Annotated in this window: 14 protein-coding genes; 2 read left to right on the top strand and 12 right to left on the bottom strand. The window is 62.7% G+C overall.

Annotated elements, in window-relative coordinates; translation table 11 throughout:
* Positions 1–21: 21 nt before the first annotated feature.
* Together AC5JCN_RS04440 and trxC are read right to left on the bottom strand one after the other, a co-directional pair.
* A complete protein-coding gene (locus AC5JCN_RS04440; protein WP_495753818.1) occupies positions 22–465 on the bottom strand; it encodes a DUF1931 family protein in 444 nt (147 codons plus the stop codon).
* 220 nt (positions 466–685) lie between these two features.
* Positions 686–1165, bottom strand: coding sequence for a thioredoxin TrxC (gene trxC / locus AC5JCN_RS04445; protein WP_495753819.1), 480 nt, complete (start codon positions 1163–1165; stop codon positions 686–688).
* Positions 1166–1779: 614 nt separating this feature from the next.
* Here trxC and AC5JCN_RS04450 point away from each other — a divergent pair.
* Together AC5JCN_RS04450 and AC5JCN_RS04455 are read left to right on the top strand one after the other, a co-directional pair.
* A complete protein-coding gene (locus AC5JCN_RS04450) occupies positions 1780–5541 on the top strand; it encodes a response regulator (protein ID WP_495753820.1) in 3762 nt (1253 codons plus the stop codon).
* Between the two features lie 241 nt (positions 5542–5782).
* Entirely contained in the window at positions 5783–6505 is a 723-nt protein-coding gene (locus tag AC5JCN_RS04455; RefSeq protein WP_495753821.1) for a TMEM175 family protein, read from the top strand.
* A 191-nt stretch (positions 6506–6696) separates the two neighbouring features.
* Here AC5JCN_RS04455 and AC5JCN_RS04460 read toward each other — a convergent pair whose 3' ends face one another.
* The 10 genes from AC5JCN_RS04460 to AC5JCN_RS04505 all read right to left on the bottom strand — a co-directional run bounded on the left by AC5JCN_RS04460 (position 6697) and on the right by AC5JCN_RS04505 (position 16706).
* Positions 6697–7380: a DUF5335 family protein gene (locus AC5JCN_RS04460; protein ID WP_495753822.1), complete on the bottom strand. Its 684-nt coding sequence runs from the start codon at positions 7378–7380 to the stop codon at positions 6697–6699.
* Between the two features lie 3 nt (positions 7381–7383).
* Complete coding sequence (locus AC5JCN_RS04465; RefSeq protein ID WP_495753823.1) at positions 7384–8283, bottom strand: DnaJ C-terminal domain-containing protein; 900 nt, start codon at positions 8281–8283, stop codon at positions 7384–7386.
* A 78-nt stretch (positions 8284–8361) separates the two neighbouring features.
* Complete coding sequence (locus AC5JCN_RS04470) at positions 8362–8889, bottom strand: nucleotide exchange factor GrpE (RefSeq protein WP_495753824.1); 528 nt, start codon at positions 8887–8889, stop codon at positions 8362–8364.
* Between the two features lie 26 nt (positions 8890–8915).
* Positions 8916–11504: an ATP-dependent chaperone ClpB gene (gene clpB, locus AC5JCN_RS04475; protein WP_495753825.1), complete on the bottom strand. Its 2589-nt coding sequence runs from the start codon at positions 11502–11504 to the stop codon at positions 8916–8918.
* Between the two features lie 42 nt (positions 11505–11546).
* A complete protein-coding gene (dnaK, locus tag AC5JCN_RS04480) occupies positions 11547–13454 on the bottom strand; it encodes a molecular chaperone DnaK (RefSeq protein WP_495753826.1) in 1908 nt (635 codons plus the stop codon).
* Positions 13455–13562: 108 nt separating this feature from the next.
* On the bottom strand, positions 13563–14216 hold the full coding sequence (locus AC5JCN_RS04485) for a BON domain-containing protein (RefSeq protein WP_495753827.1): 654 nt from the start codon (positions 14214–14216) through the stop codon (positions 13563–13565).
* 12 nt (positions 14217–14228) lie between these two features.
* Positions 14229–14639, bottom strand: coding sequence for a PRC-barrel domain-containing protein (locus AC5JCN_RS04490; protein WP_495753828.1), 411 nt, complete (start codon positions 14637–14639; stop codon positions 14229–14231).
* Between the two features lie 104 nt (positions 14640–14743).
* Positions 14744–15220, bottom strand: a complete 477-nt coding sequence (locus AC5JCN_RS04495; RefSeq protein WP_495753829.1) for a DsbA family protein — start codon at positions 15218–15220, stop codon at positions 14744–14746.
* Positions 15221–15248: 28 nt separating this feature from the next.
* A complete protein-coding gene (locus tag AC5JCN_RS04500) occupies positions 15249–15776 on the bottom strand; it encodes a redoxin domain-containing protein (RefSeq protein ID WP_495753830.1) in 528 nt (175 codons plus the stop codon).
* Between the two features lie 321 nt (positions 15777–16097).
* On the bottom strand, positions 16098–16706 hold the full coding sequence (locus AC5JCN_RS04505) for an HdeD family acid-resistance protein (protein WP_495753831.1): 609 nt from the start codon (positions 16704–16706) through the stop codon (positions 16098–16100).
* Between the last annotated feature and the right edge of the window lie 39 nt (positions 16707–16745).

The following is a 16745-nucleotide window of genomic DNA, read 5'->3' on the forward strand; positions in this document are numbered from 1 at the left end:
GGCAAAGTGACTCCCAGGCCGCTAGAGGAGCAGGTCGAAAAGTCGATAAGCCCGATCCCAATCCCTGGTCGTCGGGTTCTTGAGATCCTGATCAATGATCTTGAAGGCGTCCGCGAGAGCGAGGCATAGTCCTCCGGCTATTTCCGGGAAACGTGCCTGCGTTTCGTCGCCGATCGCCAGATCGATTGGTGGTAACCCAGTCATCCCGACAAGGTAGTCCGTGAGCTGCAGATCCGCGTTGATGAGCCGGAACCGGTGGATCGTCTCTTGAAGCCCCTTCGTGACCGGAAGATCCCAGGGCTCGACCACGTCACGGTTGTTGGCTTTGGCGTTCGCCTCGCCGCGAAGAACAAGGTCCTTGATCTTCCGGTGGACGAAATCCTCGAGCCGTCCAAGATCGCTCTTGTCGAGATCGAGATGTCCCGCCTGGCGAAACAACTTTTCCAGCCTATGAACGGTCGCCATGGCGCACCTCACCTGGTGGACAGGTCAACATAGACGCTCCCTGCCCGGGCCTGCCTTGACGCTCGTCAGGACAGCCCGCCGGCAGTCGGCTGATAACCGCGCCACCAGCGATTTCTGGCAAAGCGCATCGGCTTTCAGTCAATCGACAGGCGAAGTGGAATAGTTTTCTTCGACCTTTACCAAGGCATCTCCGGCAAGCGAGGGGACGGCGGCGTTTGCCTCAGGCCTTCTTCAGCGCCTGCTCGACCCAGTCGACGATTGCCGACGTCGGCATCGCGCCTGAGGTTCGAGCGATCTCTCGCCCTCTGCGGATCATGATCATGCTCGGAATGCTGCGAATGCCGTAGCGCTCGGCAATGGCGGGTTCCGCCTCGGTGTCGAGTTTTCCAAGCCGCACCCGCGGTTCGAGCCGCGGCGCCGCCTTCTCGAAACTGGGAGTCATCAGCTGGCACGGACCGCACCATGCCGCCCAGAAGTCGATCACGACCGGCAGGCCGCTCTTGACCGCGTGCGACTCGAAGGTCGCGCCATTGAGATCGACGGCTCTGCCACCGAAGAGAGGATTATGACACCTGCCGCATTTCGGGTTGCTTTCGAGTTTTGCGCGAGGCACGCGGTTCACCGATGCATCGATCGGGCAAGCGACGAGCAGGATCTCGGCAGACGCTTCCTGCCGGCTCTCGGTGGTCGATTCGGACATCGGTGTCTCCTTGACGCGGCGCGGCGGGCGGGGTGCGGCCGGAGCGGCGCGCCAGCATCGGCGTAACTGAACGGCGCACTTCGCGCTTCGATGACATCGGTCAGGAGATGCTCAAGCAGCGACACGCCGGAATGGGCGCTCGAGTTCTCCGATCGCTATGCCGATCACTGTGAACTCAACCGCTCATCCTCTCGGGGCCGGACGGATACCGCGGTTGCGACCAGCCGACGGTCCCCCTCGGCCAAAGACCTGCGATACTTATAATACGCCAGCGCCGGTCCGGCATTGACGGGCGTCAGCAACGAGCGCAACAGCCCGGGTCGAGAATTGCATGCGCAGGGTGCTTGTTCTTGTTGAACGGCCGATCCATACGAACAATGCGCCGTTCCGGATCGATTTTGGTCATCCGCGCGGATTAGATGCGGTATTTTTTCGAGCGTGTTTGGCCCACACGGAGCGTTTTCGGACGGTTTCTCGTCAACCCTCAGAAGGTTATACAATTGGTTCGAATTAGGATCTGTGCACGGCTAGAAAAATTGCTCACCCACTGATGTGAATGCGTCTGCAAATCTTAAACGTAGGTTCGTTGGACGTGACTGCCGAGGCTTGAGCACATGTCTGACAGTGAAGGATCAATTGTTTCGCAGACGGGGAAGCCAGCAGGGTTCCTCGATGGCGGTGGTGAAATGGGCGCGCTGATGCGAGCCAAAGACTGGGCCGCCACTCCGCTGGGCCGGCCAGAGCAGTGGTCACCCAGTATTAAGACAGCCATCAGCATCTGCTTGAACTCGTATTTCCCGATACTTCTCTGGCTTGGGCCGGAACTCCGGCTTGTCTACAACGACGCCTACATCCCTTTTCTCGGCAACGCCAAGCATCCGGGAATGCTGGGCGAACCCGGCCGGGCAGCCTGGGGCGAGATCTGGGAGACGATCGGGCCCATGCACCAGCGGGTCCAAGCCGGGAGCGCCACTTGGGTAGAGCACCGGCAGATGTTCTTCTCCCGTCAATTGCCTCGCGAGGAGGTCTACGTCACGTTCGGATACAGCCCGATCTTGGGGCCGGATCTCCACTCGATCGATGGCGTGTTCTGCGCCTGCTACGAGACAACGAAGGAAGTCATTCGGGAAAGACGGCTCACCACTCTTGGCGAATTCGGCGCACGCAGTTTGGCCAAGCAGAGTGTGGATGAAGCCGCCAGGAATGCTCTCGATATCCTCGCGAGAAACCCTCTCGATATTGCCTTTGCTGCGATTTACCTGGTCGATGGCGACCAGACAGCCCGGTTGTCCGGGGTTATCAACCCGTCAAGAGATGCTCAAATTTTCCCCGCTCTGCACGATCTGAACGACTCCGGTCCATGGCCCTTTGGCCGGGTGATCGAAACCAACGACGTCGTGGAGCTTGCCGATCTCCAGAACCAGGTCGGGCGACTTCATTCCTCGATCTGGCAGGAGCCCCTGCAGACCGGCCTTTTGTTTCCGCTGAACGTGGTGGCCGAACCGCACTTTGTCGGTGTCCTGATCGTCGGAGTCAGCCCGCGTCTTGTACTCGATGCGGACTACCGGACCTTTTTCAGCCTCGTCGCGGGGCATATCTCGACGACCATCAGCGATGCCCGGGCCTTCGTCGTTGAGCGCCGGAGGGCCGACGAACTGGCCGAGATCGATCGCGCCAAGACGGTCTTCTTCTCGAACATAAGCCATGAGTTTCGGACACCCCTCACCCTCATGCTCGGGCCCCTCGAGGTGATGCTGGCCAAGGCGCCGGGTAAGCTGGATGAGCAAACCAGGTCGCTCGCAACCACCGCGCACCACAACTGCCTTCGTCTGCTCAGGCTCGTGAACACGCTGCTTTCGTTTTCGCGGACCGAGGCAGGCCGGACCCGCGCCAAGTATGGCCCAGCGGACTTGGCCGGCCTGACGGCGCAACTCGCATCCAGCTTCGCATTTGCGTGTGAACAGGCCGGACTCCAGCTCGACATCGACTGCACACCGCTGCCGGAGCCCGTATTCGTAGATCCCAACATGTGGGAGATGATTGTCTTTAACCTGATCTCGAATGCGCTCAAGTACACGTTCACGGGCGGGATCGGCGTGGAGATCAGGACGGCAGGCGGCAAAGCGGAACTTCGCATCGTCGACAGCGGGGTCGGGATCCCCGAGAAGGATCTGCCCCTGATCCTGGAGCGGTTCCACCGAGTGGAAGGTCAGAGGAGCCCGTTCATCGAGGGCAGCGGCATTGGCCTTGCGGTCGTCGCCGAACTCACGAAGCTGCACGGCGGAAGCATCGCCGTCGAGAGCACCGAAGGGCAGGGCACGACATTCACCATCGCCGTACCGTTCGGCACCTCGCATCTTCCCGCGGAGCGCGTCTCCAACACAGAGCTTAACTCGTCCAGACCGGATTGGGCAGCCACGGCATTCGTTGCGGAGGCGGAAAGGTGGCTGAACCCCAATCGCGGCACGGGTACATCCTCAACCGGAGACAGGCCGGAGGCAGCGCAGAATGCGAGAAGCGCACGGATCATCGTGGCAGACGACAACGAGGACATGCGGAGCTACCTCACAACACTGCTGTCAACGCAGTGGGAGGTCGAAGCAGTAGCCGATGGGCTGGAAGCGCTGGCCGCGGCTAGGCGCGTGAGACCGGATCTCGTCCTGGCGGATGTCATGATGCCCCTGATGAACGGGCACGAGCTAGTTTCGGCGTTGCGGGCCGATGCGGACCTACGAAGCGTACCGATCATCGTCCTTTCGGCGCGTGCAGGCGAAGGAGCCGTCATCGAAGGCCTGGAATCGGGGGCCGATGACTATCTCGTCAAACCATTCGCGGCCGTCGAACTGATCGCGCGGGTCAAGACGCACCTAATACTGTCTCGCCAGCGCAACGAAGAAATTATGGTTTTGAACACTCTGCGCAGGCTGAGTGACCGCCTCATCGCCAGTTCGGATCTCTCTGTAACGCTGCATGAATTACTCGATGCTGTCATGGAGATACTTAGCGCCGACTTCGGTGACATCCAGCTCCTTGATCAGAATTCCGGGACGCTGTCAATCGAGGCCCATCGAAATCTGCCGCCGGAATTCTTATCGTACTTTCGAACAGTTGACGCGAGTGATACCTCGGCCTGCGGTATCGCTTTGCGCGAGAAGCGTCAGGTCATCATTGAGGACATTGAGAGCTGCGCCGATTACGCTCCTCACCGTCAGATCGCGGCAAGGACAGGATTTCGCGCGGTCATCTCCATACCTTTGTGCGAGCGCGGCAGCGGCAACCCAGTTGGAATGCTGTCGGCCATGTTCAGGCAGCCCTTTCGGCGGGCGTCGAGTCGTGCCCTGCAGATCGTGGGTCTTTATGCCGACCAGGCCAGTGACGTGATTGGCATCCGACTTTCGGAGCAGCGCCTGCGGGAGAGCGAGGAACGTTTCCGTGAATTCGGCAATCACTCGCGCGACGTGCTCTGGATCCTCGAGGAAGCAACGTCCAGGCTGGTGTACCTGAGCCCTGCCTTCAGCCGCGTCTGGGGTAGGGTCCTCACCCGCTCGCCCATGCTGGTCGATCTGCTCGCCGGCATCTTTTCGGAGGACCGGAAGCAGGTGGACGATACGCTGAGGGGCGTACGGGCGGGCGAAAACATCGTGGAGGAGCATCGCATCGAGCGACCTGACGGGTCCGTCCGGTGGATCCATCACACGATCTTCCCGATCCGCAGCGCCGACGGTCAGATTCGCCGGTTGGGAGGTATCGCGCAAGACGTCACTAGGGATGACAGCTCGTTCGTCTACCTGGTCAATGATGCGGACACGACGGCTCCGGCGAGCCAATTGCGAGACGCCGGCTACAGCGTGAAGACGTTTGCATCCCCGCGGGCCTTCCAGAAGGTGGCTCCCGCCCTCATCCCGGGCTGCGTCGTGATCGACATCAGCCGATCAGGCGCCAATCAGCTGGGCGTGCTCCATGACCTCAAGGCTCGGCGATCGATTCACCCCATCATCGTTGCCGGGAACTGTCACGGCGACGTCGGCCTAGCGGTCGCAGCCATGAAGGCAGGAGCCGTCGACTGGCTGGAAGTGCCCTATCGGCCGGAGGCGCTCCGTGCTTCGGTGGCCGCCGCACTGGCCGACCTTGCGGCCAACAACGAGCATGACTGGAAGGCCGGCACCGCGAGAAGGCGCATATCGGCGTTGCCGTCCCGCGAAAAGGAAGTCCTGGACGGATTGGTGGCCGGTCGAACCAACAAGGAGATCGCGAGGGAGATGGGTATCAGCCCCCGGACCGTGGAAATCCATCGCTCTCACCTCATGCATCGTCTCGGGGTAGAGACGTTGCCGGAAGCGATCATGCTGGCAGCCGCCGCGGGACTGCGCCCTTAGCACCGAATGTAAGCAAACCCGGGGGCCGGGAGATCGAACTGCCGCATCCGCTGGCAGACATCGTTGCCAAAACCGTGACAGGAAGTTTTTGGAATGCGCTTGGATCGAGCCTGCGCTGCAATCCCACTTTACGATGCAGCACTCGGCCTGCATCTCCCTCTCGCCTGACGGCCATCAGAGACCGCCGGAATGCCTTAGGTTACCAATGGTGCCTTCGTTCGATTTGCGGGGTTAGGACCTCATGACCACGCCCGTGCTCGTTTCCGAAAGGACCAAATGGAGCGGGGTTGCGTCACCCTCCGAAGAACCCTCACCCGCACGCATCGAAGCGTTCAGCGACGGCGTGTTTTCAATTATCGCGACTCTGCTTGTCCTGGACCTGCGAGTTCCGCGCGAGGCGATGTTGCATGGGCAGCCCCTCCTCACCGCGCTTGCCGAACAGTGGCCCATTTACCTTGCATACCTGGCGAGTTTTCTACAGGTCGGCGTGGTATGGGCAAATCATCACACGATGTTCCATCACATCCGCAGGAGCGATCATGTTCTTCTTGTCTTGAACCTGCTCCTTCTGATGTGCATCGCGGTGCTGCCGTTTACGACGGCAATTCTGTCGGAGTATGCGAGATCGAGTCTTTCTGACCTGCGCGTAGCGGCGTTCACTTATAGTGCTGTGCTGGGCATCGCAGGGGTCTTCTTCGTTCTCATCTGGAGGCACGCAGACAAGCATGGCCTCATCCAGCCGCACACCGACAAGCATCAGATCGCTGCCCTCGGCCTGCACTGGTTGTTCGTGCCCTTGTTCTATGGGGCAGCATTCCTGCTTGTCTTCGTCAGCCCCTATCTGGGAATGTCGGTCTATTTCCTGCTCCTGTTCTACTATGCGCTTCCAGGTCCTGTCTTCATTCGCTGGATGACGCGGCGCCGCACCCGTTTGGCCGCACAGGCCTCGACAGCAGGGCGATAGACCGGGGCGCTGGCCGTTAAGCAGAGATAGAGGTCGCCGGAAATCGGCGCTCGACATGTTCGGGCACCGTCGCGCCGCCTTCTCCGAGCCGAGTTTGGCCCGAGTGCCTGGACGAGACGGAGTTGCCCGGAGGCACGAGGCCTTGGCCGAGCGCACAGACTTCGGAAGAGTTTCCGAAGCGAGGGCAGCTCCTAATGTGGCGCCGGCAGCATCAACGGATCGCGGAACCTGATGATCTCTCGCGTATCGTCAGCCGATGTCACCTCGATCGTCAGCACACCGACAGGCCCGACATCAACGTAGATATCCCTCGGCGTTCGGATCATGTGGTCCACGTCCTGGAGCGCCACCTCAACGAGGTCGTTGTGAGGGTCATAAGTAATGCCCAGGAGCGGAAGCCATTCCGCTTCGATCTCGTCTCCGAGTTTGAGGGAGAGGACCTCGATTTCCGCCTGCTTGCCCTGCAGCGTGCGCGAGAGATTCTCGAAGAAGCCGGACCATTCGGACTTGGACAGCGTGCTGGCACTCATCGGAGATCTCCCTTGCCGCATGACGAAGACTAGCTCACCCAACCCCGGCTGGCCCTGAGGCCCGTCAGTCGATCGCATCGCCGCGCCGGTTTCTCTCAGGAACGGCTGCAGCAGAGTTCTCAAGGCGCAGACCTGGTCGACGAGACTGAGGATGATCGGCACGGCCTCGTCGTTGACCCCCAGATCGCAACGAAGGTCCAGGATCAGCTGCGCCCTTGCGAGATCGATTTCCTCGAACGTCTCCCGCCCCGCCGAAAACGTCGGAAGCAGCCAACCCTCGCCGATCCAGACGTCGAGTTCTTCCGCCGGAACCACGGCGAGCCTTCCAAGGTTGAACCGGTTCATGGCCTACCTCCTCCGTGAGGTCTCATGGGCTTGGCTCGACGGCTCCCAGCCCTTGACGAAGTCCTCCAGCGCCGGGTCGGGGTCGGACGGCAGCATGATCATGAAGGTCACGTATTCGTCGCCGCGTCTTCCATCGGGCCGGCGAACTCCCTTGCCCTTGAGCCGCATCACCTTGCCGCCGTTCGTCCATCGGGGAACCTTCATGGTGACCGGCCCGGTCGGTGTCGGCACGACCACGCTGCCGCCGAGCACTGCTGTCTTCACAGGCAGTGGCTGCTCCAGCCGAATGTCGTCGCCGTCACGCCGGAAGAGCGGATGTGGCCGAACCTCCACTTCGATGAGCACATCGCCCGGCGGAGCCCCACCGCGACCGGGCTCGCCTTTTCCCCGGAGGCGCAGCACCTGGCCGTCCTCGATACCGGGCGGAATCGAAACGTCGAGAGTGCGCCCATCGGACAACCTGACCTGGCGCGTGGCTCCGTTGACGGCGTCCAGGAAGTCGATGGGCAAACGGTAGCGCACATCCCCGCCGCGCATCCGTCCCCCGGCGCCACGGCCCATGCCGAACATGCTGAACAGGTCGTCGTCGGCGAAATCCGCGAAAGCATCTTCGCCGCCATAAGGGTTCCGCTCGCCGGATTGCGCATAGTCGCTATAGTATCGCTGCCGTGCCCGCGGCTGCCCCGACGCGTCGATTTCGCCGCGGTCGTAGCTCGCCCGCTTCTCGGGGTCGTTCAGAAGGTCATAGGCCGCCGACAGCTCCTTGAAGTCGTTCTCGGCGCGCTTGTTGCCGGGATTGAGGTCGGGATGCTTGCTCTTGGCCAGCCGCCTGTAGGCCTTGCGGATCTCGGCTTCCGACGCGTCCTTCTTCAGGCCCAGGATCTCGTACGGGTCACGGCTCAAGGGCCTCTCCCCATCGGTTTCGAAAGGTTGGGGGACAGTCTGGTCGAGATCCGGGCCCTTGCCCGCCAACGGCGGCCGTCAGCCGCCAGCAACCGAGACGCGCGCGGGCCGCAGGAGCCGATCGTGGATCGTGTATCCCTCCTCGAGAACATCCACAATCTGCCCGGGTTGCAGGTCCGGGCGGTCAAGATGCGCGATGGCCTCGTGCCGCTCAGGGTCGAAGGAGACGCCCTTCGTCTCGAGCCGGTGGATTCCGAACCGTCCCAGAACGCCTTCCATGTGCCGGAAGGTCGCGCGCACGCCGTCCAGCAAGGAGCCACCCTCGAGACCGGTGGCAACCCCGGCTTCCTCGGCAGCGCGGATTGCGCGGGTGAGATTGTCGACCACCGTGAGCAATTCGCGCGAGAACTCCGACACTGCGAATTTGCGCGCGTCCTCGCCGGCGCGTTCTGCCCTGCGACGCGCGTTTTCCGACTCCGCGAGCGCGCGCAAAAGCTGGTCGTTCCGTGCAGCAGCCTCGTCCAACAGCCCCGCGGGCCCCGGGCCCTCGGCTTCGTTCGGATCGGCTGTCTTCTGGTCGTCTCGATGAGCCGGACCAGCCGCCATGGCTTCCTCCTTCACGATGTTCGCTGTCATGCCGCGTGCGCGAGCAGTGCCGTGCGAAGCCCAAGACGTCCGTCCTTGACGAAGACCTCGACGACGTCGCCGTCCTTCACCGAACCGGACAGCAGCATCGAGGCCAACGGGTTTTGCAGCTCCCGCTGGATGACGCGGCGAAGCGGCCTTGCGCCGTAGATCGGGTCGTATCCTGTATTCGCCAGCCAGGTCCGTGCCGTGCCGTCGACCTGGAGCGTGATCTTCCGTTCGGAAAGCCGACGCTGCAGGTCTGCGAGCTGGATGTCGATGATGCGCCGCATGTCCTGCCGTCCGAGACGATTGAACAGCACGATCTCGTCGAGCCGGTTCAGGAACTCGGGCCGGAAAGTCAGGCGGACCACGTCCATGACCTTGCCGCGCACGTTCTCGACCGGCTGGCCTTCCGGCAAAGCGGCCAGGAACTCGGCGCCGAGATTGGAGGTCATGACGATGATCGTGTTGCGGAAGTCCACGGTGCGACCCTGGCCATCGGTGAGCCGCCCGTCGTCGAGCACCTGCAGCATGACGTTGAACACGTCGGCGTGGGCCTTCTCGACCTCGTCCAACAGGATCACCTGGTAGGGCCGCCGCCGCACCGCTTCCGTCAGGCTTCCGCCTTCCTCATAGCCGACATAGCCGGGAGGGGCGCCGATGAGGCGCGCGACCGAATGCTTCTCCATGAATTCGGACATGTCGATGCGGGTCATGGCCTGCTCGTCGTCGAACAGGAACTCGGCGACGGCCTTGCAGAGCTCGGTCTTCCCGACGCCCGTCGGCCCCAGGAAGAGAAAGGACCCGATCGGCCGCCTCGGATCCTGCAGGCCCGCACGGGCCCGGCGGATGGCATCCGCGACCACTTGCAAGGCCTGGTCCTGGCCGACGACGCGTTCTCGCAGCTTCTCCTCCATGTGGACCAGCTTCTCGCGCTCGCCTTCCAGCATCCGCTCCACTGGAATGCCGGTCCACTTGGAGACGACGGCTGCGATCTCGTCCGCCGTGACCTCCTGCTTCAGCATCTGGTTCGCGGCATCGGACGATGCCTCGGCAATCTGACGCTCCAGTTTCGGGATGACCGAATAGAGAAGTTCGCCTGCCCGGGCGAGATCGCCGCGCCGCTGCACCGCCTCGAGCTCCATCCGCGCCTGGTCGAGTTGCTCCTGAAGGCGCTGGATAGCGCCCAGGCGCTCCTTCTCGGCGCGCCAGCGCGCCGTGAGTTCCGCCGATTCCTGTTCGAGCTGCGCGAGCTCGTGCTCGACCACGCGCAGGCGCTCCTTCGCGCCGGGATCCGACTCCCGGTTGAGGGCTTCGCGCTCGATCTTGAGCTGAATGATGCGCCGGTCGATATGGTCGATGGCTTCCGGCTTCGAGTCCACCTGCATGCGGAGCCGGCTTGCGGCCTCGTCGATCAGATCGATCGCCTTGTCGGGAAGAAAGCGGTCCGTGATGTAGCGGTGGGACATGGTGGCCGCCGCCGTGATCGCGCTGTCCGTGATGCGGACGCCGTGGTGCACCTCGTATTTCTCCTTCAATCCTCGGAGGATCGAAATCGTCTCCTCGACCGAAGGCTCACCCACGAAGACAGGCTGGAAGCGGCGGGCCAGGGCGGCATCCTTCTCGATATGCTTGCGGTATTCGTCGAGTGTGGTCGCGCCGACGCAGTGCAGTTCGCCACGCGCGAGGGCCGGCTTCAGCATGTTGGAGGCATCCATGGCCCCCTCGGCCTTGCCGGCCCCGACGAGGGTATGGAGCTCGTCGATGAAAAGGACCACGTCGCCGGCTGCCTGCAGGTCCTGAAGCACCGCCTTGAGGCGTTCCTCGAACTCGCCGCGATACTTCGCGCCGGCGAGCAGCGCTCCGAGATCAAGCGCCAGCAGGCGCCGGTCCTTCAGTGCCTCGGGGACGTCGCCATTGATGATGCGCTGAGCCAGGCCTTCCGCAATGGCAGTCTTGCCCACGCCCGGCTCCCCGATCAGGACTGGATTGTTCTTGGTCCGTCGCGACAGCACCTGGATGGTGCGGCGGATCTCCTCGTCGCGACCGATCACAGGATCGAGCTTGCCTGCCTGGGCCTCCCGGGTGAAGTCGCGCGTGTATTTCTCCAGCGCCTGGTAGTTCTCCTCGGCGGATGGGCTGTCGGCCTTCCGACCCTTCCGGAGATCCTCGATGGAGCGGCGCAGGTCTTCCGGCATCACTCCCGCCTGCCGAAGCGCGTTTCCGGCCTCACCCGGCGAAGAGGCCAACGCCAGCAGCAGCGTCTCGACGGTGACGAAGGCATCGCCCTGCCGCTTGGCCATCTGCTCGGCGTCGTCGAAGACGCGGCTCGCGTCGGCCGTGAGGTGGATCTGCCCTGCGGCATCCCCCTGGATGCTGGGCAATCTGGCCAAGGCCCGCTCCACTGCCGCAGCGACAGCGTCCACGCGCCCGCCGCTCGACTCGATCAGGTGGGTGGCGAGGCCCTGGCCGTCGTCCAGCAGGGCTTTCAGCAGGTGCAGCGGTGTGAACTGCTGGTGCCCGCTGCGCAGGGCCAGATCCTGTGCGGCCTGGACCAGTTGCTTGAGGCGGTCGGTATACATGTCGATCTGCATGGATCCGCCCTCGTCTTCTCGCCCCGTGCCCCAGGTTCCGCGTCAGCTCCTTCCGGCGTTGCGGCTCGCGCCGTCGACCTCTTCGAATTCCGCGTCGACCACGTCTTCGCCTGAGGACGAGGCCGACGCCGCCGCGGACGAGCCGGACCCGCCGCCGGCGGCAGCGACCGAGATCTGCAATGCGGCCTGTATCAGGCGCTGTGCGGCGCTGCGGATGGCCTCGACATTGTCTCCCGCGATCGCTTGCCTCACCTCGGATATGGCGCGCTCGACATCGGCCCGGACCTGGCCGGGGATCCGGTCCGCCCCTTCGCTCAGCTCCTTCTCGGCCGAATAGACGGCGGCATCGGCCTGGTTTCGTGCATCCGCGAGTTCCCTGCGCCGGTGGTCGTCCGCGGCATGGGCGGCCGCGTCCTGGACGAGACGCTGGATGTCTGCTTCCGTGAGCCCCCCCGACGCCTGGATGCGAACGGTCTGCTCCTTGCCGCTCGCCTTGTCCTTTGCCGACACGTTGACGATGCCGTTGGCGTCGATGTCGAAAGCGACCTCGATCTGGGGCTGCCCCCGCGGTGCGGGCGGGATGCCGACGAGGTCGAACTGGCCGAGCAGCTTGTTGTCGGCGGCCATTTCGCGCTCGCCCTGGAACACGCGAACCGTGACTGCGGTCTGGTTGTCCTCCGCGGTCGAGAAGGTCTGGCTCTTCTTCGTCGGGATCGTGGTGTTGCGCTCAATGAGCTTGGTCATGACGCCACCGAGAGTCTCGATGCCGAGCGAGAGCGGAGTCACGTCGAGCAGCAGGACATCCTTGACGTCTCCCTGGAGCACTCCCGCCTGGATCGCGGCGCCGATGGCGACCACCTCGTCGGGGTTAACGCCCTTGTGGGGCTCCCGGCCGAACAGCGACTGGACGGTATCCTGCACCTTCGGCATGCGGGTCTGTCCGCCGACGAGCACGACCTCCCTGATGTCTGAGGCCTTCAGGCCCGCGTCCTTGAGGGCTGCATTGCAGGGGTCGATCGTCCTCTGGATCAGGTCGTCCACGAGCGCCTCGAGCTTCGCACGGCTCAGCGTTACGGTGAGGTGCTTCGGGCCGTCCTGGTCGGCCGTGATGAAGGGCAGGTTCACCTCGGTCTGGGTCGCGCTGGACAGCTCGATCTTCGCCCTTTCCGCGGCGTCCTTCAGGCGCTGCAGGGCGAGCCGATCCTTGCGCAGGTCGATGCCGTTCTCCTTGCGGAACTCGTCTGCGAGGTAGTCGACGATCCGCTTGTCGAAATCCTCCCCGCCCAGGAACGTGTCGCCATTGGTCGAACGGACCTCGAACACTCCCTCGCCCACCTCGAGCACCGATACGTCGAACGTGCCGCCGCCCAGGTCGTACACCGTGATCGTTCCCTGGCCCTGCTTCTCGAGTCCATAAGCAAGCGCGGCCGCCGTCGGTTCGTTGATGATGCGAAGCACATTGAGGCCGGCGATGCGCCCGGCGTCTTTCGTGGCCTGCCGTTGAGCGTCATTGAAATAGGCCGGGACGGTTACGACGGCGTCTGTCACGGGTGAGCCGAGATAGGCTTCGGCGGTCTCCTTCATTTTCTGCAGAATGTACGCGCTGATTTGGCTCGGGCTATACTTCTTACCCCTGACCTCCACCCAAGCATCGCCGTTGTCGCCTGGAACGATCTTGTAGGGGACCATCCCCTTGTCCTTCTGGGTGGTCGGATCGTCATAGCGTCTGCCGATCAGGCGCTTGATGGCGAAGATCGTGTTCTCGGGATTGGTGATGCTCTGCCGCTTGGCTGGCTGGCCGACCAGGACCTCTCCCCTCTCGGTGAATGCGACCATGGAGGGCGTGGTCCTGTTGCCTTCGGCATTCTCGATGACTTTGGGAGCTCCGCTTTCCATGACGGCGACGCATGAATTCGTGGTGCCCAGATCAATTCCGATCGCCTTTGCCATGGGACGTCTCCATCAGCGGCCGGGAGCCGCAGAGAAAGGTGCCCCGGGTCATGGGAGGGCTGACCCGGGGCGAAACGATAGCGCCAATCCGGCAGCGCTATCGGCTACTCAAGGGCTGACCACGATCCGGTCATCGACCTTACTGACGCCCGGTGCCGACCACGCCACGCGCTCGGCCTCCTCACGCTCGATCCACGACCTGACGGTGCCCTTGAGCACGACCTCGTTCCCATGCGTCTCGACAGTGATGCGGTTGGCATCGACTTCCGCGTTTCGCTTGAACGCATCCATGATCTTCTGCTTGATCTCGGACGGCGCGGCTGACGGCTTCACGGAAATGGAGTTGGTGATCCCCTTCACGCCCTTCACGCGCCTCGCCGCCGATTCCGCAGCCGTGCGGCGATAGTTCCAGTCGACCTCGCCTTCCAGGGTCACCCACCCGGACTTCACCGTCACCTTGATCTTGTCCCAGGTGAGCGGAAGCTCGGTCTTCAGGGCCGCGACAATGTCGCTGGCGATATCCGGGTCGGGGCGCTGATCGATGTTCGGCAGCCTGACCTCGAGGTCGTTGGCGACCGCCACAACCCCGGCCACCCGCTTTGCGGCCTTCTCGGCCTCATACTTGTCGAGATAGCTCTTGACGAACCCGGCCAGGGTCACAACCCCGTTGTGGGCCGTCACGGCGATGTCCGTCGCGTCGAGATCCGGATTCCACCTGAGCTCGTCCTTCACGTCCCGTTCGATGTCGGCATCCGTCCTCATGACCGTTCTCCGTCAGCTGCTGTAGTGGAATTCCGCGAGCGCCGTGAGTGCGTCGCGCGTGGCGCCCGGAAGCTCGATCGTCTTGCCGTCGTCGCTGATCTTCAGCGACTCGTAGGGCACGGCAACCAAGTGCCCCCCGAGACCCAGGAACCCGCCGACCTCCAGAACGGCGAAGATCTTCCTGTTTTCGTCGATGATGAGGTCGTCGAGAGCGCCGATGCTTTCCCTTTTTTCGCTCATGACTTTGGTGCCGAGCATCTTCTTCGCCCGGAACCCTTTCGCGACTGCAGAGACATCGACTTTCACAAGCTGGACGACCTGCGACACTGCTGGTATCGGCTTAATCAGGGACACCATGACGACGAACGCCGCGCCAAGCGCCAATCCTGGTCCGATACAGCGTCGTCGAGTGAAATTGACCATGGTTCTTCTCCTCGGTTCAGGGCAGAAAATATCAGACCCGGTAACTTGCAAAATATACTTTGAACAAGAAATATCGACGCTGACGCTCGTCGGTATTTAGAGTTTTAATACTTGTTCACCATTGGCGTTACACTTTGTATCGACGACATTAGATCTTCGTACACGTAAGATCCATTGTGGCGCGCCCCATTGATAAAAAAGCTCGGCGTGCCATTCACGCCACTCCTGACCCCGCCAATAAAGTCGGACTGTATTTTCGTTCGATACTTCCCAATGGCGAGTGCCTCCTGGAGTTCGGTGACGGGGAGGCGGAGCGACTTGGCCAAGGCCAGCATCAGCGGGAGACCCAGCCGGATCTGGTTCTGGAAAAGCCCGTCGTGCATTTCCCAGAAGTGTCCGTGGTCGCCCGCGAACTCGGCGCTTTCGGCGGCCGGCTCCGCCAGCGGATGGACCTCCGTCAAGGGGAAATGCCGGAAGGCAAAGCAGAGGGAGCTTCCCATCTGCTGCCGGATACTGGCGACCACTGGATGGGCCATCGCGCAATGCGGACACTGGTAGTCGCCGTATTCGACCACCGTCACAGGGGCTCCGGGCTTACCGCTGACGTGGTCAGTGGGCCCGACTGGCTGTCGCAGGTGTGTCATTGTGTAGATTCCGCTGTGAGTGGCCCGGCTGTGGCAGCCCTTCGAGGGCGTCCAGAATGCCGTCCGCGCCGGGGTTGACGGCAATCGGCGAGCAGTAGCTCCACGCAACCAAGCCTTGGGAATCGATGACGAACAGAGCCCGTTCGCAGACCCCGTCATGGTCACGATACGCGCCGTAAAGCCGGGCGACCGAGCCCTTGGGATGAAAGTCGGCGAGAAGCGGGAAGTGCAGGTTGCGTTCGTGTGCGAAGGCCTGGTGGCACCAGACGCCATCGACGGAAATTCCAAGCAGTTCGGCTTCAAACTTTCGGAATTCGGGCAGGATCTGATTGTAGAGGGCCATTTGATCGCCGCAGACAGGACTCCAGTCAGCCGGGTAGAACGCCAGGACGATCGGTTTTCCTTGAAGATCGCTGAGCGTGAGGTCCTGGTCGGGAGTGACCTTGAGCGTGAAGTCAGGCGCCTTGGTCCCGGGAGAAAGGATTCCGCTCATTGCTGGCTCCTTGCGCCGCGTCGGACAGCGCGGTCTGCATTTGTTTTTCAACGGTCCCAGCATGGGATGCGAAAAGCCGTCTCGCCCTGACGGCTGTCAGTGAAAAGCCCTGGAGGCGGTCTGGACCCCGGGAGACCACCGAAGGCCTTTCGCAGTAGAGGCATGCGTTCCGAACAGACCGGATCGGGATGTTTGACGCTTGGGCGTCGATCTCCGACCCGGCTTGCGCGTCTGACAACCACCCGCGGTGCGGCTTGAGCCGTGCTTTCTGTACTTGCGAACCTTTCGCAATCAGGCAACGAGCCTGCTTGCGTCGGCCTGTCAGGCGTTTGTGCTGGCCGCGTCAGTCGCATGGCTCCTGCGGAGCTTGAGGGCGGCAATGATCAGGAGGATGCCGAAGACGAACGCATAGGCGCCAAACCACCAGGTCAGGACCAGCGCTCCAACGAGCGGTGCAACGATCAGGAGCGCACCGTAGAGGATCGAGACCATCCCCCCGAGCAGGAGCCACCAACGCCCAGACCCCGCCCGCAGGCTGGCCGCAGAGGCGATCTGAAGGGCCCCCGAGACAAGCGCCCATCCCGCCACGAGAAAGACGAAGGCGACGACCGTCAGTGCCGGCACAAGCGCGGCGGTTAGGCCGACCACAATCCCGAACAGGCCCTGCACTGCGAGCCAACCCCAGCGCCTGTGGCGGCGGGCAGACCTGACCGACGATATGACCGCTGAGACACCGTCAACGATCATGTAGGCAGCGAACACGAGGACGAGCGACAGCATCGTGGCGCCGGGCAGGAAGAACGCGATCATGCCAACGACGACGCCGAACACCCCACGCAGGGCGACGACCCACCAGTTTCGCGCAAGGTCGGCAGTCCAGCCATTGGAAAGGGCAAAACCGCTCGGATGGTCAAGATTGATGCTGCTCACCTTATCCTCCGTCGGTTGAATAAAGAGTAGCGGATTGGG

The sequence above is a fragment of the Alsobacter sp. genome, from assembly GCF_059501845.1.